21 protein-coding genes and 1 pseudogene are annotated in these 21,578 nt (G+C 43.0%); 5 read left to right on the top strand and 17 right to left on the bottom strand.

Annotation, left to right across the window (positions count from 1 at the left end; all coding sequences use genetic code 11):
• Positions 1-130 precede the first annotated feature (130 nt).
• Positions 131-1,576 carry a 4-hydroxyphenylacetate 3-monooxygenase, oxygenase component gene (hpaB, locus tag U2H13_RS01405; RefSeq protein ID WP_025284162.1) on the top strand — a complete coding sequence of 482 codons (1,446 nt, stop codon included), beginning with the start codon at positions 131-133 and terminating at the stop codon, positions 1,574-1,576.
• Between the two features lie 55 nt (positions 1,577-1,631).
• Here the strand turns inward: hpaB and U2H13_RS01400 are convergent, their stop codons facing one another.
• Positions 1,632-1,874 (bottom strand): DUF2651 family protein, encoded by a 243-nt coding sequence (locus tag U2H13_RS01400; protein ID WP_007408994.1) that lies wholly within the window; start codon positions 1,872-1,874, stop codon positions 1,632-1,634.
• Positions 1,875-2,208: 334 nt separating this feature from the next.
• Between U2H13_RS01400 and glpT the strand changes: the two genes are divergently transcribed.
• Together glpT and U2H13_RS01390 are read left to right on the top strand one after the other, a co-directional pair.
• Positions 2,209-3,543: a glycerol-3-phosphate transporter gene (gene glpT, locus U2H13_RS01395; protein WP_003156725.1), complete on the top strand. Its 1,335-nt coding sequence runs from the start codon at positions 2,209-2,211 to the stop codon at positions 3,541-3,543.
• A 95-nt stretch (positions 3,544-3,638) separates the two neighbouring features.
• Positions 3,639-4,526 carry a glycerophosphodiester phosphodiesterase gene (locus U2H13_RS01390; protein ID WP_007408993.1) on the top strand — a complete coding sequence of 296 codons (888 nt, stop codon included), beginning with the start codon at positions 3,639-3,641 and terminating at the stop codon, positions 4,524-4,526.
• A gap of 181 nt (positions 4,527-4,707) precedes the next feature.
• Here the strand turns inward: U2H13_RS01390 and U2H13_RS01385 are convergent, their stop codons facing one another.
• Positions 4,708-4,956 (bottom strand): DUF2651 family protein, encoded by a 249-nt coding sequence (locus U2H13_RS01385; RefSeq protein WP_014720665.1) that lies wholly within the window; start codon positions 4,954-4,956, stop codon positions 4,708-4,710.
• Between the two features lie 67 nt (positions 4,957-5,023).
• Entirely contained in the window at positions 5,024-6,226 is a 1,203-nt protein-coding gene (locus U2H13_RS01380) for a hypothetical protein (RefSeq protein WP_376700641.1), read from the bottom strand.
• 449 nt (positions 6,227-6,675) lie between these two features.
• Between U2H13_RS01380 and U2H13_RS01375 the strand changes: the two are divergent.
• Positions 6,676-6,816 (top strand): annotated as a pseudogene (locus U2H13_RS01375) (glycerophosphodiester phosphodiesterase family protein); the annotation flags it as partial.
• Positions 6,817-6,884: 68 nt separating this feature from the next.
• On the opposite strand, the gene U2H13_RS01370 reads toward U2H13_RS01375, so the two are convergent.
• A complete protein-coding gene (locus tag U2H13_RS01370) occupies positions 6,885-8,774 on the bottom strand; it encodes a glycosyltransferase family 2 protein (RefSeq protein ID WP_021495317.1) in 1,890 nt (629 codons plus the stop codon).
• A gap of 404 nt (positions 8,775-9,178) precedes the next feature.
• Positions 9,179-10,798, bottom strand: coding sequence for an APC family permease (locus U2H13_RS01365; protein WP_014416799.1), 1,620 nt, complete (start codon positions 10,796-10,798; stop codon positions 9,179-9,181).
• Positions 10,799-10,983: 185 nt separating this feature from the next.
• On the opposite strand from U2H13_RS01365, the gene U2H13_RS01360 reads away from it, so the two are divergent.
• The gene (locus tag U2H13_RS01360) at positions 10,984-11,244 is read left to right on the top strand and encodes a hypothetical protein (RefSeq protein WP_003156732.1); all 261 of its coding nucleotides are present in this window, start codon (positions 10,984-10,986) and stop codon (positions 11,242-11,244) included.
• A 46-nt stretch (positions 11,245-11,290) separates the two neighbouring features.
• Here U2H13_RS01360 and U2H13_RS01355 read toward each other — a convergent pair whose 3' ends face one another.
• The 12 genes from U2H13_RS01355 to U2H13_RS01300 form a co-directional block, all read right to left on the bottom strand.
• Positions 11,291-11,989 carry a DUF308 domain-containing protein gene (locus U2H13_RS01355; RefSeq protein ID WP_376700640.1) on the bottom strand — a complete coding sequence of 233 codons (699 nt, stop codon included), beginning with the start codon at positions 11,987-11,989 and terminating at the stop codon, positions 11,291-11,293.
• A 108-nt stretch (positions 11,990-12,097) separates the two neighbouring features.
• Positions 12,098-12,346: a sigma-G-dependent sporulation-specific acid-soluble spore protein CsgA gene (locus U2H13_RS01350; protein ID WP_025650163.1), complete on the bottom strand. Its 249-nt coding sequence runs from the start codon at positions 12,344-12,346 to the stop codon at positions 12,098-12,100.
• A gap of 80 nt (positions 12,347-12,426) precedes the next feature.
• Positions 12,427-12,903 carry a DUF4879 domain-containing protein gene (locus U2H13_RS01345; RefSeq protein WP_376700639.1) on the bottom strand — a complete coding sequence of 159 codons (477 nt, stop codon included), beginning with the start codon at positions 12,901-12,903 and terminating at the stop codon, positions 12,427-12,429.
• A 103-nt stretch (positions 12,904-13,006) separates the two neighbouring features.
• Positions 13,007-13,186 (bottom strand): hypothetical protein, encoded by a 180-nt coding sequence (locus tag U2H13_RS01340; RefSeq protein WP_021495320.1) that lies wholly within the window; start codon positions 13,184-13,186, stop codon positions 13,007-13,009.
• Between the two features lie 13 nt (positions 13,187-13,199).
• The gene (locus tag U2H13_RS01335; protein ID WP_014416794.1) at positions 13,200-14,342 is read right to left on the bottom strand and encodes an ABC transporter permease; all 1,143 of its coding nucleotides are present in this window, start codon (positions 14,340-14,342) and stop codon (positions 13,200-13,202) included.
• Positions 14,339-15,526 (bottom strand): ABC transporter permease, encoded by a 1,188-nt coding sequence (locus U2H13_RS01330; RefSeq protein WP_022552515.1) that lies wholly within the window; start codon positions 15,524-15,526, stop codon positions 14,339-14,341. The genes U2H13_RS01335 and U2H13_RS01330 overlap by 4 nt, the downstream gene beginning before the upstream one ends.
• An 8-nt stretch (positions 15,527-15,534) precedes the next feature.
• Positions 15,535-16,470: an ABC transporter ATP-binding protein gene (locus U2H13_RS01325; RefSeq protein WP_014416792.1), complete on the bottom strand. Its 936-nt coding sequence runs from the start codon at positions 16,468-16,470 to the stop codon at positions 15,535-15,537.
• A 141-nt stretch (positions 16,471-16,611) separates the two neighbouring features.
• Positions 16,612-17,256 (bottom strand): response regulator, encoded by a 645-nt coding sequence (locus U2H13_RS01320; protein ID WP_376700638.1) that lies wholly within the window; start codon positions 17,254-17,256, stop codon positions 16,612-16,614.
• 4 nt (positions 17,257-17,260) lie between these two features.
• Positions 17,261-18,391 carry a sensor histidine kinase gene (locus U2H13_RS01315; RefSeq protein ID WP_376700636.1) on the bottom strand — a complete coding sequence of 377 codons (1,131 nt, stop codon included), beginning with the start codon at positions 18,389-18,391 and terminating at the stop codon, positions 17,261-17,263.
• 10 nt (positions 18,392-18,401) lie between these two features.
• A complete protein-coding gene (locus U2H13_RS01310) occupies positions 18,402-19,115 on the bottom strand; it encodes a YjjG family noncanonical pyrimidine nucleotidase (RefSeq protein ID WP_376700635.1) in 714 nt (237 codons plus the stop codon).
• A gap of 91 nt (positions 19,116-19,206) precedes the next feature.
• On the bottom strand, positions 19,207-20,592 hold the full coding sequence (locus U2H13_RS01305) for an amino acid permease (RefSeq protein WP_022552512.1): 1,386 nt from the start codon (positions 20,590-20,592) through the stop codon (positions 19,207-19,209).
• Positions 20,593-21,016: 424 nt separating this feature from the next.
• A complete protein-coding gene (locus U2H13_RS01300; RefSeq protein WP_022552511.1) occupies positions 21,017-21,448 on the bottom strand; it encodes a MarR family winged helix-turn-helix transcriptional regulator in 432 nt (143 codons plus the stop codon).
• Between the last annotated feature and the right edge of the window lie 130 nt (positions 21,449-21,578).

Below are 21,578 nucleotides of genomic sequence, written 5' to 3'. Positions count from 1 at the left end.
GTTTTTTATTATGCAATTCCTTCACCCCCCTTATCAAAAAAGGCTCTTCCTCTTTGGAAATAACCGGAACACCCAATTTCGTTTTCAATATAATGAGGTAGTGGATCTGCAAAGAAAGAAGGGCGACATGATGGGTATCATTAACGGCAAAATGTTCATTGACCGATTAAATCAGCTTGGAAATGAGATTTGGCTTGATGGTGAAAAGATCGAGGGACAGATTTCTGAACATCCCGCATTTAAGGGCCTTCTGGAAACGAAGCGCTCTCTTTATGATTTGCAAACGAAACCGGATATGAAAGATCAAATGACTTACAGTCTTCCCGGTAAAAAAGAACGGGCCGGGCTTTCATACCTGCAGCCGAAAACGAAAGAAGACGTAAAAAGAAGAAGAAACATGTTCGAACATTGGGCCAGACACACGCACGGAATGATGGGACGAAGCCCGGATTATATGAATACCGTGCTGATGAGCTTCGCCTCCTCCGCCGCGCTTTTGAAAGACCGCGATCATTGTTTTCCGGAACATGTTCAAGCGCTGTACGAACGCGCTGCTGCACAGGATCTTTCTTTTACGCACACGTTTATCACCCCTCAGGTGAATCGTTCACAAATGGGTGTAAACGTATCGCCGACACCTATCTCGGCAAAAGTCGTCGATAAAAATGAAAAAGGCCTCATCATACACGGCGCCCGGATTTTAGCCACACAAGGCGGCCTGACGGATGAAGTGCTCGTGGTTTCTCTGCCTAAAATGTATTTTGAATCGGATGAAGCGTTCGCTTTTTCAATCCCTTCCAATACAAAGGGAGTAAAATTCATCTGCAGGGAATCTTTCGTACTCGGAAAATCATCGTTTGATTATCCGCTCAGCTCAAGATATGAAGAAATGGATTCTATCGTTGTATTTGATCACGTTTTGGTCCCTTGGGAACGCGTATTTTTTTATAATAATTACGAGGCGGCTTTTGATTTTAATATGAAAAGTTCTTTTAACGCCTTCGCATTTCATCAAGTTATCACGAGACAAATTGTAAAGACGGAGTTTCTCCTGGGCCTCGCCCAAACGCTTGTCGAAGCGATAGATGTGGGCGAATATCAGCATATTCAGGCTAAGATGGCTGAAATCATCACCGGTCTGGAAACGATGAAAGCCCTTCTGGAAAAGTCGGAGAATGATGCGGAAACAGATGAATGGGGTTATATGCGTCCGAGTGTCACTCCGCTTCGTGTGGTCAGCGCGATTTTTCCCGACATCTACCCGCGCTTCACGGAAATCATTCAGCTGATCGGGGCAAGCGGAATGGTGACTTTGCCGACTGAAAAAGCGTTCCGTTCTGACATCAGAGGAGACCTTGACCAATATTTGCAGGCGGCCGAATTGAACGCTGAAGACCGGGTAAAAGTGTTCCGCCTCGCATGGGATTTGACCATGAGCCCCTTCGGAACAAGACAGACACAATATGAGCGGTACTTCTTCGGTGACCCCGTCCGCTTAACCAGCCATCTGTACAGAAGCTATCCGAAAGAAGAACAGACCGCGGTCATCAAGGAATTCCTGCACATTCATAAATAAAACAAAGCAGAGAGCGCATCTCTGCTTTTGATAGCTGGATCGGCTGCCGCCGATCCTATTTTTTATTTTGGCTGATCACCACCATCGTAATATGCGATAACGCGAAAGAGACAAGCGTATACACAACGGCCCACCCGATAAACGAGAAATTCAATACGGTAAATGTGCATATAAGGCAAACGGCTAAAGCGGCAGCCGGCATAATGAACGCGTTTTTAAACAAATACGTTCCGGCGACTGACAAGATGATGATACAAAGCGGCAGAACACCGAACGCAAAATCCAATTCATCAATCAACAGATGCACTCCCTTCGCTTTTCTTAGTTCGGCCTAACACATCTTATGCCTGAGTACAAAATCGAGTACTTCAAATCTTTCGCGCTCCGGCTGATATTCCCTCCGGTTATTTATTCAAAAAAATGAAAACTTTCCTTAAAGCGTTTACATTCACGTCAGACTGTGATAATTTAAGAAAGCGCTATCATACACAAGTTAATGATTTTTGGATGGAGATGAGGAGAACCAGGAAACCCCGCCCTTTCACAAGGGTGATTTCTGGTTCTTTTTGTCATTTTCAAGGAAAGGAGTCATACATACATCATGATAGACGTTCAGCAAAGGGGAGGATATGATGTTTCAATTGTTCAAGCCGGCTCCGCATATTGAGAGATTGGATGATTCAAAGACGGATGCGGCCTATAAACGGCTCAGGCTGCAAGTATTTTTGGGGATTTTCATCGGGTATGCCGGGTATTATTTGCTTCGCAAAAACTTTGCCTTCGCTATTCCTTATTTTCAGGAACAAGGGTTTTCAAAAGGGGAACTCGGCTTGGTGCTTGCGGCCGTATCAATCGCTTACGGCTTCAGTAAATTTATTATGGGGATGGTGTCTGACCGCTGCAACCCGAGGTATTTCCTTGCGACAGGTCTGTTTTTGTCAGGTGTCGTAAACATTTTATTTGTTTCCATGCCATGGGTCACGTCAAGCGTGACGATTATGTTCATTTTTATGTTTATTAACGGATGGTTTCAAGGAATGGGCTGGCCGCCTTGCGGACGAACGATGGCTCATTGGTTTTCCATCAGTGAACGCGGCACGAAAATGTCGATATGGAATGTCGCCCATAACATAGGCGGAGGTATTCTCGCCCCGCTCGTGACTCTCGGCATCGCCATGTTTGTTACTTGGAAAAGCGTGTTTTTCTTTCCGGCGATTATCGCCATCGTCATTTCATTTGTGATTGTTCTTCTCGTTCGGGACACGCCGCAATCCTGCGGGCTTCCGCCGATTGAAGAATACCGGAATGACTATCCGAAACATGCGTTCAAAGACCAGGAAAAAGAGATGACGACCAAAGAAATTCTTTTCAAATACGTGCTGAATAATAAATTTCTGTGGTATATCGCATTTGCCAATGTCTTTGTTTATTTCGTTCGGTACGGTGTCGTTGACTGGGCGCCGACTTATTTGACGGAAGCGAAAGGATTCTCTCCTGAAGATTCCAGATGGTCTTATTTCCTTTATGAATATGCGGGAATTCCGGGAACGATTTTGTGCGGCTGGATCAGCGACCGGTTTTTCAAAAGCCGCCGCGCGCCGGCAGGCGTACTGTTCATGGCCGGCGTATTTATCGCTGTATTGGTCTACTGGCTTAACCCTGCCGGTCATCCGCTCATCGATAATATCGCGCTGATCAGCATCGGCTTCTTAATCTATGGACCTGTCATGCTGATCGGGCTTCAGGCCATTGACCTTGCGCCTAAAAAAGCGGCGGGAACGGCAGCCGGCTTAACCGGGTTTTTCGGCTACATCGGAGGCTCTGCTTTCGCCAACGCCATCATGGGTTATGTCGTAGACCGCTTTGACTGGAACGGCGGCTTTATCATGCTTATCTCCTCATGCGTGCTGTCCATCGTCTTCTTGGCTATGACGTGGAATACGGGCAAGCGGGCGGAGCATGTGTAAGAAAACAACATAAAAGATTAATATTTTTGCAGTACAGCATTTACAACGATTTTCTACACTAGAGACAGATATTGATTTTTAAGGGGGAAGAAAACATGCGGAAACATAAATTGTTTGCTTTGGTATTGCTTTCATTCGGTTTATTGTCATTCATCGTCACGCCTGTATCGGCGGCGGGAAAAGGAAACCTCTTGTCTCCTGACAGAATTTTGACCATTGCCCATCGCGGTGCTTCGGGGTATGTCCCGGAGCACACGATCCTTTCTTATGAAACTGCGCAAAAAATGAAGGCTGACTATATTGAGCTGGATTTACAAATGACAAAAGACGGCAAGCTGATCGTCATGCATGATGAAAAATTGGACCGCACCACAAACGGACAAGGCTGGGTGAAGGATCATACATTAGCCGAGATTCAAAAGCTCGACGCCGGCTCTTGGTTCAATAAGGCCTATCCGGAAAAAGCAAAACCGCAATACGCCGGACTTCGCGTTCCCACACTTGATGACGTGTTAAAACGGTTCGGCAGACATGCAAACTATTATATTGAAACAAAGGCGCCCGAAACATATCCGGGTATGGAAGAAAAACTGATCGCTTCACTGAAAAAATACAAATTGGCAGGTAAGCATGCGAAACTTGGACAAGTTATCATTCAGTCTTTCAGCAGGGACAGCCTTCTGAAAATCAAACAGCTCGATCCGAAACTTCCCGCCGTCCAATTGCTTGAAGCGGAACAGATGACGTCAATGACTGACGCAGATTTAACGGACATTAAAACATATGCCGTCGGAATCGGACCGGATTACAAAGCGCTGAACGCTCAAAATGTCCGAAACATTCGCAGCCACGGCCTTCTGCTTCATCCTTATACCGTGAACAGCGAGGCGGACATGCGCCGTCTGCTGAATTGGGGCGTAACCGGTGTGTTTACCAACTATGCGGATATATTCCAAAAGGTTAAAAAAGAATACAAATCATAAAGCCAGCATGGGTTCGGAGATGATGCCGAACCCGTGTTTTTTTGCCCGATAATGCAAACGCATCATGGGTTATGTAGCGGGCGGAGCATATTATTAAAAGGCTGAGACTCACCTTAATTGTAAAAAGGTATCACTGTAATGATGAATTACTTGTGATACCTTTTTAAACAAAAGGATATAATTATTTATTTCTATTATCTATTTTCTTTCTTATACTATTTGTAATAGACGATAATACAAGTGATACTAAACCATAGACAACCACCCATCCCCAGAAGGATAGATTAAAAACAGTGAACATTAATATGACTGAAACAACTATACTGACAAGCGGCATTATATACACTTTTTTGAAAATATAAGTGAATATAATCGATAAGACGATAATAGAAAGTGGTAAAATACCAAAAGCAAGATCTAGCTCATCCATTATTATTCTCCTTTGTGAATTTAATTTCCCCTTAAGTATACTCACTCAGCTGTCTAGCCATTTATATCTAATCACTCCATATTTCTTTGTTTTTCTTAATCATAAAAAAGTCATATTCAGAAACATGGGCATTGTTAATAATTTTTTCAAGTCCTCTGATAGGAGTAGATTTTAATTTTTTTCCGTTTTTATAAGAGTAAGAATTAATCACATATTTCCCGCCCTTGCTTATTTCTAACAAGAAAATTTTAGACTCGTCAAAATAAGTGAATTTTGCTTGGTTTTCAAATTTTGTCGACCTATTTAACGGGATTTTTTTTCCCGGCTTCATACTTTTCAGATCGAAAGTATAAAGTATTGAATTAGCTGCCAAATGATATAAAGTGTCATTTTTCACAAAAAAGTTATTAGTGGAAAGAGGAATTGCCAGTTGAGAAATTTCCTCAGGGATATTATAGCTGCCTAAAGGAAAAGCCCCTTTGTACTTATTATGCTTTAAATCAATTTCTGCTACTTTGAATTGTACTTTGTTTGATTTATCCGTTTGGTTATATAGTATAAAAAAGGCTGAGCTTTTTTTAACTATTATCTGTGAATAAACACTCCAATTTTCTTCATTTAATATAGGAATTGTTGTTCCTTTCCCTACTGTAACTTTATCTTTATCTATTTTAATACCCTGAAAAGTCGGTGTTTTGATTGAAGAATCTTCATTTATCACGTAAATATATTCACCGTCATTACCGGTACTTGTATAGAAACCCGGAATAATCTTTTCATGAAATCCACTGCCGTTACCCCATCTAATTAAACTATTATAATGGTTTTCACCGACTCCTTGATTATTCAAAAAATAAAAGATATTTCCTTTTATTAAATGGCCTGATGATTGCCCATAAATTGTATGTACTTGATGTTGCATCGGGAATTTCTTAAAGCTATCACCTATCATATATACTTCTTTTTTGTCCTGTCTAACTATGTTTTTTTCATCTTGTGCAATGGTTCCAACCTCAATGGCATCTCCTTTTACAGCTGTTGCCTTTCCTTTTTCATCAATATATACAGTATAACTCCCATCTTTAGGGTAATCTATTGTAGCTGAATAATATATAGCTGCAATTTTATCCTTCAAGAAATACTTTTCCTTTTCTGTTTCAGTTTGTTTAACATCAGAAACTGTATTAGTATATTTAAAAGTTCCGATACATATAAATATACCTATTAATACTATGACCGCAATTATAATTAACCACTTAATTTTGTTCAAATATAATCTCACTCCTTAAAATAATAATGACTCCCTAAATAAACTTAGGGAGTGACGATGCAGAATGTTACAAAAAATTTTCGCTTTTTCATACTTATTACCATCGACTATTTGTTCATTTTTCTATATTTTAATTTATTATACAATTATTTCAAACACGACTTACGTACTGTATTTTCTCTATGGTTAATTATTTGTTTTGTCTCTAAAACTTTGACTTGAAGTACAGGAAAAAGAATGAGCATGGAGAAGAAGGAAATACATAAAAGGATTAATAGTTGCCCAACATATCTTTACATTCATTGTTTAGTATGGAAGACAGTTATTGATAGGGTGGAAGAAACATGCGGAAACATAAGTTGTTTGCTTTAGTATTGCTTTCATTCAGTTTATTGTCACTCATCGTCACGTCTGTATCGGCAGCGGGAAAAGGAAACCTTTTGTCTCCTGACAGCCACGGCCTTCTGCTTCATCCTTATACCGTAAACAGCGAAGCGGACATGCGCCGTCTGCTGAATTGGGGCGTAACCGGTGTGTTTACCAACTATGCGGATATATTTAATTTTGTTAAATCTAATAGGGATCAATAGGTTTACGAATCTAAAGATTTCAAAACAAAAACTGCACGTATATCGCGTGCAGTTTTATAATATTAATTTTAAATATTTCTCCCTTTAAATAAGGGTCTTAGTATATTCTTAACTTTTGCTTTAATAGATTTGCCCTTATAAATAACAGGAACACTTTGTTGCAAATGACCAATAATCACTTCTGCATTCTTTTTTAGCCTAATTTGTTTTAACTCCTGCTTAGTTACTTCAAAACTAAAGTCATATGACATTTTTTTTCGGGTAGAATCTTTAAGTACCACATCAGGTTTAAACACAAGAAACCTTCCAAAATTCACCTGGAAAGAATTCTGTTCTTCAAAACTTAAATCTGTTTCACAATCAAAATGTCCTTTAATCCTAGAACCGCTGCAGGTTAACACAAAGTTTTTAAAATGTAACATTTGATGTTTAACAACAAGAGAAAGATTACCCCATTTAGTTAGATACGAGTTTATAACGATAGGTTCTTTACATCCTTTTGCAATATAAGAAGCATTTTTTAAATAAACGCTTTCTTTCGATTTTAATCTCAATGATTTCGTATAATCTTCTATCTTACTAATTAATCTTAAATCTAATATACCATCTTCGCTATTTAAATGGAGTAAAGATTCTATAGAAATATATGCATAAAAATAAGTAACTTTTTCTTTTTTTATAATTTGCGTATCTATTTCAAAAGGATATTTTTTTTCAAAAAGGCTTCTATAAGCTGGAAATGAAATTGTTTTATCTTTTTGTTCTCTCAAAGAGACTTCGATAAATAAACGCTCATTTGAGGAGTCAACATGTGAATGATAACAAAAACCCTCTAACAAAACGGCATTCTCTAATTTCTCTATTTTTGTTATTTCTCCTTCAAATTTATTATTACGATGAAAGGAAATGGACTCATGCAAGGCCAAATTGTATGCTAATTCTGGTTTTGGATAGACCTTCCCATGTTGTACTACCATGTTACCAGGTTGTTTTTCAGCGTACCAGAAAGCAATTAAATCCTCCAATTGTCCTTTCTCAATTAAACGTAATAAGAGTTTATGGCGGGAAGAAAACTGCTGGTAGTAATCTAAGTATTGGTACTTGTCAAGCATTTTCTTTAATGTATTAAAAATATAGATTTTATCTTCAATTAGAAAAGACTTTGAAATCAGAGCGCTTAACTCCACTTCCATAATCCTTTCCCAGTAATGAAAGAAAATCAGCCGTTTTTTATCTGTTTCAAGGTTCAGTAATTCAATAGATGCCAATGTTTCTTCGATTCTGAACATAAAACTTTTACCTGATAATGGTTTCTTAGTAAGTTGAACCCTTCCTATTGTTTGATGATTGGTCAAATAATAACATGGGTAATCTTTAACAAGGGCTATGGAATTTGAATATGCATACGCTTGAATCATAAACGGTTGATCTTCTCCTAGAGAGAAGTGTTCCGGAAAACGAATATTATGTTTAATTAATAACTCCCGTTTAAATAGCTTTTGAGCACTCATCGTAAAAAGAGCATTGGAACCAGGGAAGGAAAAACAATCTGGATTCTTTTTAAATACAGCCACAGGAACACCTCTATTAATTCCTTCATAACGGCCGATAATTATATCACTTTGATACTGAACTATTTTTTCTTCCATCTTTTCTAAAGCTTCAGGTCCTAAATAATCATCTCCGTCTAGAAAATAAATATAATCACCTGTTGCTGCTTCTATAGCTTTGTTCCTCGGTCTGCCAGGTGCGCCGCTATTCTGCTGATGAATTACTTTAATAAACTTGTACTTGCTCATGTATTCATCTAAAATATTACCGCTTTTATCAGTTGAACCATCATTTACACAGATAATTTCAAGTTTGTCCTCTCCAACTGTTTGGTTCACTACGCTATCGAGACAATCTCTAATTGTGTTTTGATCATTATAAACCGGAATAGCTACAGTAAATATCATCTTTTTTCTCCTTAATTATTGTTTCCTATATAAAAACAAGTCCAGAATTATTCGAATCCAATTTTAAAAGTTTACCATAATTTCTTTCTTTTATAAATATGGGTTAAAAATTTTAATGTGTTTTTAAACCTAGCCACCGTAATCTAGATAATAAGATGGAATATTTCCAATAATTAAATCGAATTTTCCATAAGATCCCTAACAAATGCTTTGATTCATTTCTCTTTGAATTTGGAAAGCTCACTTCATTTAATCCTAAATACGATACTTTGCGGATTTTTAATTTTACCCATAAAAAAACACCTCTAAGTCGTTTTCAGGTATGATACCTGCTTTTCAACTTAAAGGTGCCTTTGTCCTGCGCTTACAGGCCCAGACTCTCAAAAACTTCAACTTTTTATAACTTATTCTTTTCCGGCAGCGGCTTCCGCCTGTCCGCCTTTTAATTGATCGTTGATTGCTTTGGCGTCTTTCAAATACTCAGTCTTGAATCCGCTCTTCAGCGCCCACGCATAGAAGGCAAGGGCAACGATTGCGATCAGCCCCATATCCCAGCCGTACGGAATGATGTTCAGACCGCCGAATTTTTCACTTCCGAGCCATGAAATGACCATCATGCTGAGCAGATAGACAACCATCCAGACGCCGCCTTTAAAGTTTCTGCGGAATCCTTTCCACTTCGCTTTCGCTTGGTAGTAGAAATAAATCGGAAGGCCGATCAAAATGATAAACAGCACCTGCCCTGTTAACGGCCAGCGCGCCCAATACAGCACGAGAGACGCGAACACGAAGCCGAGCGGTGCAACCACGCTCAGGCCTTTCAGACGGAGAGGCCGGTACAAATCCGCCGCCGTCCGCCGCAGCGTCATCACCGTCACGGGACCCGTGATATAAGAAATCAGCGTCGCAACGGAAATGATTTCAGCAAGCACGCCCCATCCTCTGAATAAAAACAAAAAGATAAACGATACGATCAGATTGAAAATCATCGCTTGGCGCGGCACGCCGTACAGCGGATGAAGCTTTCCGAAAATGCTCGGCATATATTTATTTTTTTCCATGCCGTAAATCATGCGGGACGTCGTAGCGGTATAAGTGATACCCGTTCCTGACGGAGATACGAACGCGTCCGCATAAAGAATAATGACAAGCCAGTTGATATTCAATGCGATCGCCAAATCGGCAAATGGAGAGTTGAAGTTCAGGTGACTCCAGCCGTGAACGATCATGGAAGGTTCAACCGCCCCGATAAATGCGATTTGCAATAGGACGTAAATGACGGTTGCGACCAGCAGCGAACCGACAACCGCAATCGGAATCGATTTGCCGGGATTTTTTGCTTCGCCGGCCATGTTAATCGGGCTTTGAAACCCGTTAAACGCAAATACGATACCTGATGTGGCCACCGCCGTCAGCACGCTTGCCCAGCCGTTCGGCGCAATGCTTGAACCGGATGTGAAGTTTCCGCCGTGAAAACCGGTAAACAGCAGCGCTCCGATTGTCAGCCCCGGAATAATGATTTTAAATATGGTAATCAATGAATTCGCTTTTGAAAATAAGTTAACTGTCCAAAAATTCAGTAAAAAGTAAATAATCAGTAATACGGATGCGAAGCCGAGCCCCTCTCCCGTAAGAGTGCCGTTGTGAACGAGATTGCTTGTCCATTTTGCCCATTCCCACGGCCATGAGCTCATATATTGAACAGACGCAACCGCTTCCACCGGAATAACGGAAACAATCGCAATCCAGTTTGCCCATCCTGCGATAAATCCAATAAATGATCCGTGAGAATATTGAGTATATTTTACCATTCCCCCGGCTTCCGGGAACATTGAACCCAATTCACTGTAAGAAAGTGCGATAAACAAAATAACGATCATACCGATAATCCAGGAAATAATTGCGGCAGGTCCCGCAATCTGAGCCGCCCGCCACGCCCCGAATAGCCAGCCGGAGCCAATCATCGACCCAAGTCCGACCATCATGAGTGCAAACGTTCCCATTCTGCGATGTAATTGATTCATAAAGTTAACACCTTTCAATTAAAATATGACTCCAGCGCTATCATATATTTATAATATTATTCTGAAAATAGATTTGTCAATCTTTATCGCATTAAAGCGGAAAGCCAAAATTACCCTTCAGATGTTTAAACAGCCGTTAAGCGGGAATAACTACTGCAAGCCAGAAATAGAAAGGAGTTTTTATCGTGAAACAAAAACTGCTCATTTCAGGACTTGCCGTGTCGACTGTCGGAGTGACTTCCTACCTGCTCAAAGATAAATCAAACCGCCAAAAGGTGATGAACTTTATCCGCAATATGAAAACATCGCTCTCCGGGAAGCAGGATATTGAATCATTCCCCGTCAACAAAGCAGGCAACCCGCATCCCGAAGATATTGAAGATAACAAAATGGTATCCGAAGGCTCCATGTACCCGGTTCAATATTATGATGACAAGAAGAAATAATCTGTTCCCGGGCTGCCCGGCCGTATCAAACGGCGGCAGCTTTTTTTTATGCAGACGGCGTTTTATAGGTCCGCCAATATTGGCGCGATCCTTTCTCCCGCACAGTAATGCCCAGTTTGGATATTTCCGCTTTCAGCTCTTTCGCATCAGCCTTTTCCTCCTCTTTCAGCGCCTTTTCTCTCGCTTTTAAAAGAGCATTTGCCCCCGGCTCCAAATCCGGCGTGTCCGGCACCCACCGTTTGTATTCTTCTTTAAAAGGATCTTCCATCCCCAGCCAGGCATACCCATGCGCGCGAAACGCATCAGCCGCTTTTTCAACCGCCGGCTCAAGCTTCTCCCGAAAAAGCTCCTGTCCTTCAGTGCCTAATAAGACAAGATGCTTCTCATCCGTAAACACACCGGAGATGCTGTCTTTCGAAAACACGCTTTCTTCATTATATATGGTTAAGGACACCTCGCTGTCCGTCACGACCGCCGTAAGACATTCTTTAAAAACAGTTCGCGTCAGCCACATTCCCCCGATTAAGCCGATAACGGCGATGACAGCCGCAGCCTTCCATCCGTGAAAAGAAGCGATCATTTCCAGCGGCCCGATAACAGGCAGCCAATCCAATGTTACGGCCCACTTCGCAATGACCGGCAGAAACCATCCGATGACCAGCCCCAATAATGGCGGCACCAGAAAAACCAAAGCTTTTTCAACCGATGACAACTCAAGAACCGTCTGTTTTTTTATTTCCTTCATGTTTCTCCTCCGTCTGTGTTTTTCACAACTATCCATTATACAAAGGGTTGGATGATTCTGTAAACTGTTTCCGAAACAATAAAAAGCCTCCCGACCGCCGGGAGGCTTTTAAAACAGGAGCTCATATACTTCATTCAATTCCATCGTGCGCTTCTCATCCTGCTCGTTCTCAGCATATTTGATTTCCTTTTCAAGCACCTGATTCAGCGCATCCATTTCCAAATCATTTAGATCTTTCACAAACTCGCCCTCATTTTCATAATGCTTCACCTGAAGCTTTTTATAAATCCTTCGGCACACATCATGCTCCAAGTGGTTCGAAAGCGACTCGCGCAAATATCCGAGTGTCCTGTCCATCATGTAAGCCCTCCCTTTTCTTTAGGAATAGCTTCCCGGAAAGAGAGAAAAACTATACATGAAAGCACCGGGCGGCTGTTTTAACTCTGTACCTGAATGGAGAAAAATCCGCTGCTTAACGGTGTGTACGGCCCGTTCAGCCCCGTTGCGGAGAAAGAGAACGTTCCTGAACTGACATAAGAAAGAGGAACACTGTAATATTTAATATAGCCTGTAACGATATTGCCGTTTTTCGTATATTCATCTTCCAGCGCTTTTGACGTAAGATTTGTAATATTCGTTCCGTTGTTAAACGCCTGGATCGTGTTATTGTTCGGATACCCTTGGAAATATACGGCTAAATAACCCGTTGTACCCTTCATCGGTTTTGATGCGCTGATTTGGTTCGGCCCGATATTTTCCCATTGGTAACTCTGACCGTCAGACGTCACACCGATAATACGGATTTGTGTTAAAGCAGGAGCCGGCGCCGCAGACGCTGATGGAGCCCACAACCCGCTCACAAGCAACAAAACAGCGGCGGTCGCCGCAAATAGCATAACGAGTCTCTTTTTCATGTTTCTTCCCCCTCTTATTCTTTTCGTAGAATCCTATACTATTTTACACGATTTACAAGGAAAAAGATTACATTTTATAAAAGAGTCCGGAACACTTTGTGAACTAGATATGAAACGCTCTTGAAACGCCGTTGATCATGAGAAAGATGCCGCAGATTCTTAACACGACTCTCGAACTTCTGTCATCTTTACCGAAGAAGTTTTTTCCGAGCCTCCCGATCCATACGTTCATTGCGGCTCCCGCGAGCAATTCTATGATTCCGATCATTTCTGCCATATACAAAGCAGCCACCCTTCTAACCGTTTTTTTTCATATGACGGTTTATCATATAAAGTGATAAGACTAATGACGCTGCACCGGCAGCAAGAAACAGGCTCAGCGGCACGATCTGCATGCTGCCTCCGCCATTGTTTTGAAATGAGCCGATCGCCCATTTTTCAGGAGTAAACAACGACAGCATCCGCATGTACTCCGGAGCCGCGTCTAAAGTGAAGAAAGCCCCTCCCAATAAACCCGTGACAGCTATAAAAACGGAAGCAAGCGACGTGAATTGCTTTTGGCTCTTCATGAACGGTATCACGGCCATCGTTACAGCAGTCAGCGCAAACGAGCAGGCCGCAAGCACCGCTCCCGCAGCAAAAACATGATCAGCAAAACGGATATGCAGCATGAATGTTCCGGCAGCGAGGATCACGATAATATGGAGAAGTCCGAAAAGATACGCCGCCGCAAACTTAGAGATTGCATATGCCGTATAGGAAACGGGCGTGCTCAGCAATCTGTCATATGTATGATTTTCTTGTTCATCTATAAATGATCGCAGGCTTTGGACTGCAACGAACCAGATAAACATCACTAAAAATCCGATAAGCCTGTCGGCTGCCTGTCCGCCTTCATAAACGTGATGGCGGTCAACATTGACGGCGGAATGATCCTGAATATCCTTCAAGAGATCAGCTGCCGCCTGCTTCCCGTCGGTGTGCAGCGTGCGGGATATCACTTTTGCATCGCGGACTATTTTTTTCAGCGCGCCCGCCTGCTGCGCAATCAGCTGCTCTGTCAAAACAGCATCACCCTTTTCTTCATTCTGAATAAATGAAACGTTCAATTCATCTCCGGAAAATAATTTTTCTTCAAAATGAGAGCCGATCAGCAATCCGAAGGAAATATCCTGATGATTAACCTTTGTTTTTAATACGTCCTCCGTGACCTTCGTGACTTTTATATGGCCGGCTGTCTGAATCATTTTCATAAATTGCGCTGAATAGGCGCTCTGATCCTTATCAGCTACATATACTTCCTTCTGCTGACTGCCATCCGCAGAAAAGGAAAAGAAATATGTGAGAAGGAGCGGGGCGGAAATCGTCGCAAAGATGGCAGCCCGATTTTGCAGCATCAGTTTCAGCTGATGTCTGATCATGAATAACAGCTGCGTCATGAAACAGCCTCCTTCCGTTTAAACACCCAGATGGTCAAACATAAAAACACGGCGCCGATGGCGGCAAGCTCTGCCAAATCCGCCAGAATACCGCTCAGACCGGCATGCTGCGTGACACTGACATAGCTGTTGATCGCTTTGCCGTTCGGTATCAGCTCCTGCACGATTTTCAAACTGTCAGGCAAGCCGTCTTTTGCGATAAAGCTTCCGCCTAAAAAACTGAATCCGTATAAAATGGGAGCCGCCATGCTTGAGACGGTCTCGTGGTTTTTTGCAGCAACCCCCCAAAGAAGCACGATACTCCCGATCGCAAATGAATAAACAATCGTAACCAGCAATATTTCAAACAAATTGCCCCATTTTACCTGATACAAGATGCTGCTTGCGATGATGACGGCAGCCATTTGCATAAGGATGGCAAGCATGATTCCCAAAAGCTTACCCGCCACATACTGGATACGTAAAACAGGCATTGATTTGATTCTGAATAACGTGTGCTGCTGTCTCTCTTCCACTATCCCGTGAATGAGCGCAAACGCGGTCATAATGGAGAACATGACGACCATTGCGATTGAATAATACTGCATCGCATCAATCGGGGCCGCGTGATTGCCGGCCGACTGTTTCGGAATGGTGACAGCCTGTTCACGTTCACCCGAAAGGCCGCTGATGATTTTGCTGGCATCTCCCTTTGACAGATGTTCCGACTTCTTCAGCACCGCTTTTTCTTCACTGATCTCCGCTTTTACTCTGGTGACAAACGAATCAGCCATCATTTCCACAATGTCTCCGTTTACAGAGCCTTGTTGGTCCGAGATGACTTTGATACTTGTTTTTTCATTGTGTTCTGCCGCTTTTGCAAAGCCTTTCGGCACGTATACAAAAACGGAGACTTTGCCGCTTTCGACAAGCTGTTTCCCTTCTTGGTAACTGCCTATGTCTTTTACACGGATGAGATCAGTTTGTTTCAGCACGTCATTTTTTAATACGTCGCCTAAAGAACTCTCCGCGTGATCCGCATTATAAAACGCGGTCTGAAATGGCTTCACTTTCGAATCGCCGTGAAAAACCGTTCCTAAAATAAAAATCATCAGTGCCGGAAACAGAATCAGTTTTATATAGAAAGACTTTGCTCCGGCCAATAACCGAAAATCTAATAAGATCAGCCTGAATAATATTTTCATGACGCCCCCTATGAATCCCGCAGCGTTTTGCCGGTGAGCCGGAGGAAAATGCTTTCCAGATTGGCTTCCTCGAAATGAATGCCCTTAATGGTGATACCGGTTTTCCTGATATCATCCGCAATATCAAGGATATTGCGATCTGCCGCAGAGACGAGCATCGTAATGGTCTGCTGGCTGACAGCAGCCTCGGCAACACCGGGAATGCGGCGGATTTTTTTAACGGCATCATCATTCAGCCCCTCTGCATTCACGATCAAGGTATCAGAGGCTTTGGCTGACTGCTTCAATTCGTCTTTCGTCCCGCAGGCAATGATTGAGCCGTGATCCATGATCGCCGCTTTTTCACAGAGGTATTCAACCTCTTCCATGTAATGACTCGTGTAGATGACGGTCATCCCTTTTTCTTGATTTAACGTCTTCACGGTTTGAAGAATATGATGTCTGGATTGCGGATCAATTCCGACGGTCGGTTCATCTAAAATGAATAGTTTCGGTTCATTCATTAGCGCGGCACCGATATTCACCCGTCTTTTCATACCGCCTGAAAATTCAGATATCCTTTGATTTCGCTGTTCCTTTAATTCGATGATGTCCAGCACTTCATCAACCCGTTTACAAAGCTCCTTACCGGAAAGTCCGTACAGACTCCCGAAAAAAGCCAGATTATCCTTTGCGCTTAACGCTTGATATAAAGCGATTTCCTGCGGGACGACTCCCATCACTTTTTTTATGGCCGCAGGCTGCTCCTGTAATGAGGTTCCGTCAATGCAGATTGTTCCGCCCGTCGGCGGGAGCACGGTGCTGATCATCGACACCGTTGTTGATTTACCGGCGCCGTTTGGTCCCAGCAGACCGAATATCTCGCCTTTTTCGACGCGCAGTGATATATGATTGACAGCGGTAAAATCGCCGTACTTCTTTGTCAAATCCGTTAATTCGAGCATTCATGCAGCACTCCTTGTGTCATGTCTGCACTTATTCTACTCTCGGCAATCCTTGTTTTCTATTCACTTTCGTACTCGATATGGATATTACTTTCGTCATATGTTTAGTGATAAAAAGGGAGAGAGGAGGGTGAAGCGGGGTTATACCATTTTTTGCAAATATAAAGTAAGCTCGGTTCTGTTTGACACTTCAAGTTTATCGAGGATTCTGGATACATAGTTTTTCACAGTGCCTTCAGTCAGAAATAAGTCTGCGGCAATGCGTTTATTGCTTTTGCCTTCCATAATGTGTTTCGCCACATCAAGCTCTCTCGGCGTGAGAATCTCCGTCAGCTTTGACTGCGGCTCTTCCTGCACCGCAGGGATCTCCATATCATTCAGTGCTTTTACGACGGAAACCGTGATTTTGGGATTCAGCATCATCTTCCCTTCATAAACGGCTTGAAGAGAGGCGATAATTTCATCTGAATCAGCATCCTTCAAGAGATAGCCGTCGGCTCCGCTTTTCAGCCCGGCAAAAATATAGTGATCATCTTCAAACGTTGTCAGAATGATGACTTTTACGGACGGATATCGCGCTTTTACCGCTTTTGTCGTTTCGATTCCGTCCATACCGGGCATTCTGATATCCATCAAAATCACATCAGTTTCGGATTGAGAAAGCAGCCGGAGAACCTCTTCGCCGCAAGAAGCCTCTCCCGATATTTGAATTCCTTCGTGAAGACTCAGAATCATTTTCAGCCCCTCTCTCACAATGGACTGGTCGTCTGCAATCATGACATTCACTTGATTAATCCTCCTTGCACGGAATCCTTATTTTCACGTCAAAACCCGTTTCCTTCCCAGACGAGAAAACAGCCTCTCCGCCAAGTGCGGCTGCTCTTTTCTCAATTCCTTTCAGACCATTTGATTTTATGATCGTTCCGCAGGCTGAGCCGTTATTATGAATATGCGCCAATATCATGTTTCGGTTTTTTTGAATCCGGACAGAAACATATGAAGCATGTCCATGCTTTATCGCATTCGTAATCGTTTCCTGAACGGATTGATAAAGACAATGCTTCACATCCGGCTGTTCCGCTTCTATGGCCGCGTCCATCTCCAGCTCGAAGCATATGCCTCCCGCCTCTTGAAAATGGCTGAAAATGTCACGGAGCTCTTGCTCAAATCCCCGCCCCGGCAAAGAGCCCTGCAGCAGCATAACGGCCTGGCGAAGCTTTAAAATGGATTCTTTCGTAAGATCATGCGCCTTATGAATGATCTGCTTCACTTTGTCCGGCTGATGCCCGGCTGTCTTCCCGGCAAATTCCAAATTCATTTTCAGAGCAGCCAGATAATGACCGAGAGAATCATGCAGCTCCTGCGCAATTCTTGTTCTTTCTTTCGTAACGGCCAGTTCCTCAATCCGGTCTGAATATTCCTTCAGTGTATCATTAGCGATCTTCAGCTCTCGGTTCAGCAATTCAACCTTCGACTTCTCCTGCAGGTTTTTCCGATATAAATAAATCACCGCAAACATGATGAAGTATGGCGGCACGATATCACTGACACCCGCTCCGCCGGCGTATAAAGCTGCGGCAAATGCGGCGGCATTCATCGTTAACAAAACAGCCGAAATCTGCTTATCAGTAATAAGCACCTCCGCCAATAAAAGCACCATTACGGCCTGTGTCCCCACACTATAGACATTGTACAAAAGAACTCCCGCGATAACGCTGCTCAGGAGAAAAGAGCCTTGATATATAGCCGGTCTTCTCTTCATATACAGCGGCCGCAGGCAGTCATTAGCCGTCAGCATCATCACGAGCACAGACAAAAAAACCTTCAGCTCCCCCCGGCCGGGAGGAAGCTGAAGAATCGCATGAAAGATTGATAGTAATGCAAAACCCCTGATCAGTAACTTCGTATGTGCAATCTTCATCGTATTCTCCTTACAGATGAGCGGCGGCTTTTCGCTCCACGTTCAGCACATCATACAGCTCATCAAGCGAATGAATTTCATACGTCGGGATGATCCCGGACTCATTTGCTTTCTTTCCGGGATTAAACCAGCACGTATCCATTCCCGCCATCTGACCGCCTTTTATGTCCGCGCTCAATGAATCGCCGATAATAAGCCCGTGCCCGGCAGAAAAACCGGGAATTCTCGCAAACACGTAATCAAAGTATTCCTTCATCGGCTTTTGAAAACCCGTGTCCTCAGATACAAACACATCTTTAAAGAACGGATACAGACCGGAGTCGCCCAGCCGCTTATATTGTGATCTTGAGACGCCGTTCGTCACGATGTATAAATCAAATAAAGGACTCAGCCGTTCAATCAGCTCATAAGCTCCGTCTATCATCTGGTGCCCTTCTTCTAAGTATTGGCGGTACGCCTGATTCAACAGCACGCCGTCGGCTTCGAGGCCGTATTCTTTAAACAAAAGGGCAAACCGTGTATTCACCACTTCATCGCGGGTCATTTCCCCCTCTTCAAACGCTTTCCACAGCCCCTGATTTAACGCTTTATAACGGGCTTCCACCTCTGCCGTCAGCTCCAGCTTTGAACCTTGAAACAATTTTTGAAGAGCATCGGTTTCTGAAGCGGTAAAATCCAGCAGCGTATTGTCTATATCAAATAATAACGTACGGTAATGACTCATCGATGTTTCCCCCGGTTCTGCTTTTTTAACCAGTATACCACTCGCGGACAAGCCGAAAAAGACACCCCTGTAAGAGAGGTGTCTTTTTGAATTATACAGCGTCTTCTATTTTCGATTTTTCACCAGGCATGCGCTTGCCGATACCGAACGCATAATAGCTGACCGTCACAATCGCCAGGAAAATCACCCCGACAACCAAAGAAATCCGCGTATCTTTGTTAAACCACATGCCGATCAATACCATGAGTAAGAAAGCGATCGTCAAATAGTTTGTAAACGGCGCAAAAGGCATCTTAAACGGATGCTTATCAAGCTCAGCGCCCTTCGCTCTTCTGAAACCGAGATGGCTGATTAAAATGACGAACCACGGAATCATTCCCGGCAGCACACTCGCGCTGTACACATAGACAAAAACTTTCGGAGGCGCGATGTAGTTCAGCACGACACCGATCACAAGTCCGATTAATACCGCAAGCGTACCGAATATCGGCACACCGCTCGAAGAAACTTTCTTAAAGAATTTCGGGGCCTGTCCGTTCACGCCCAATGTATAAAGCATGCGTCCCGCACTGAAAATCCCGCTGTTGCATCCGGACATCGCAGCGGTAATCACAACAAAGTTAATCAAACCGGCCGCCGCCGTAATCCCGACTTTCGCAAATGTCGAAACAAACGGACTGCCGAGTGAGTGAAGCTCATTCCACGGATATACGGTAACGATGACGAAAATCGCACCGATGTAGAAAATTAAAATCCGCCAAATAATACTCTGAATCGCGCTTCGCAGCGTTTTTTGCGGGTCCTTCGCTTCTCCTGCCGTAATCCCTATCAGCTCGACCCCTTGATAGGCCGCAACAACCAAAGACAAAGCAAAGAAAAATCCTGAAAAACCATTCGTAAAGAAACCGCCGTGCGACCATAAATTAGATAATCCGATCGCATGCCCTCCGTTACCGAAACCGAAGAAAATAATTCCGATTCCGGCCACAATCATCAGAATAATGGTGACGATTTTGATCATGGCAAACCAAAATTCAAACTCACCGAAAGATTTTACCGAAATTAAATTCGCCGCACCGAGAATGGCCATGGCGATAATGCCGGGAATCCATGCCGGCAGATCAGGAAACCAATATTTCATATACGAACCGACGGCGATAATTTCAGACATCCCGACGATCACCCATTGAAACCAGTTGCTCCACGCCGTCATATAGCCGGCTAACGGATGTATATACTTATGGCCGAATGTCGCAAACGACCCTGTACTCGGCTCTACATAGAGCATTTCGCCCATCGCACGCATGATAAAAAAGATAAAGATACCTGAGATCGCATAAGCCAGCAGGACAGACGGCCCGGTCCATCCGATCGTGCTGGATGACCCCATGAATAAACCGACACCGATCGTGCCGCCCAGCGCAATCATCTGTATATGACGCGCGCCTAAGCCTCTCTTTAATTCTTTGTTTGCCACTTCGCTTCCTCCTCTTAACAGCTCTGATATATGTGAAATAATGAAGCAGAAGGTGCACCTGTTGAACCTAACTCACTCTTCATTTCCCGCAATATTAGAAATATTCTAGCTTTCTATTGTTATATAATCTCCAATTTCCTTATTCCATCATAATAAATTTCTGTGGAAAATACAATTGTTTTTTTCAGGTAAACACTTGCACCCTAAACCAACAGACTAAAAATAAAGCGCTCTCATTTTTATTGAATTATGAATATTGAGATAATAAATGCCGCAGCCTCCGAGAAACAGGATGTCCCTGGAGAAACATGTTCCGCCCCCTATTCAATATTATTTTTGCTAAGCAGAATGGCGTAAAGTCTTACTCTCTTCCATTCTCCCTTGTATACGCCATAATCCTGCTTAACCCGGCAAAAATCATGCATTAATCGATAAATGCCTCATTCAGCCGCAGCAAAAGCCGGCCGAACATTTCTTTTTCATCGCCTGACCAATCGTCAAGCATATGTCGGTATCGATCAAGACGCATCTTTTTATCAGCTTTTAACCTCTGTTTGCCAAGCTTCGTAATCGCAAACAGACTGACCCGCCCGTCAGAAGGATCGGAAAAACGCTGGATCAGCTCTTTCGACTCCAAGGCCGCGGCCTGGCGTGACAATGTGGAAATATCCAGCTTAAAAGATTCGGCTAATTCCTTTACACGCGCCGGTCCGAATTCATCCAGCTGCCGTAATAACAAATACGCAGCCCTTTCCAGATGTCCGATTTTACGGTCGGAGTTATCAAGATAAACAGCTCTCCTGATAAAAGTGGTGAGCTCATATTCAATTAATTCAATCGGATCTAGTTTTGACAACAGCCTCACTCCTTACAATTGACAACAGCAATATTAGTTGTATAATACAAACATATGCACATTTACTCAGAAAACATATAGAAAGATTTTGCATACATATATTTGTATAGTACAAATATATGCGCAAAAA

The sequence above is a fragment of the Bacillus sp. A1 genome (assembly GCF_042296235.1).
Taxonomy (GTDB): domain Bacteria; phylum Bacillota; class Bacilli; order Bacillales; family Bacillaceae; genus Bacillus; species Bacillus velezensis.
The sequence above is the reverse complement of the archived record's forward strand: the minus strand, read 5'-3'. Positions and strand labels throughout refer to the sequence as shown.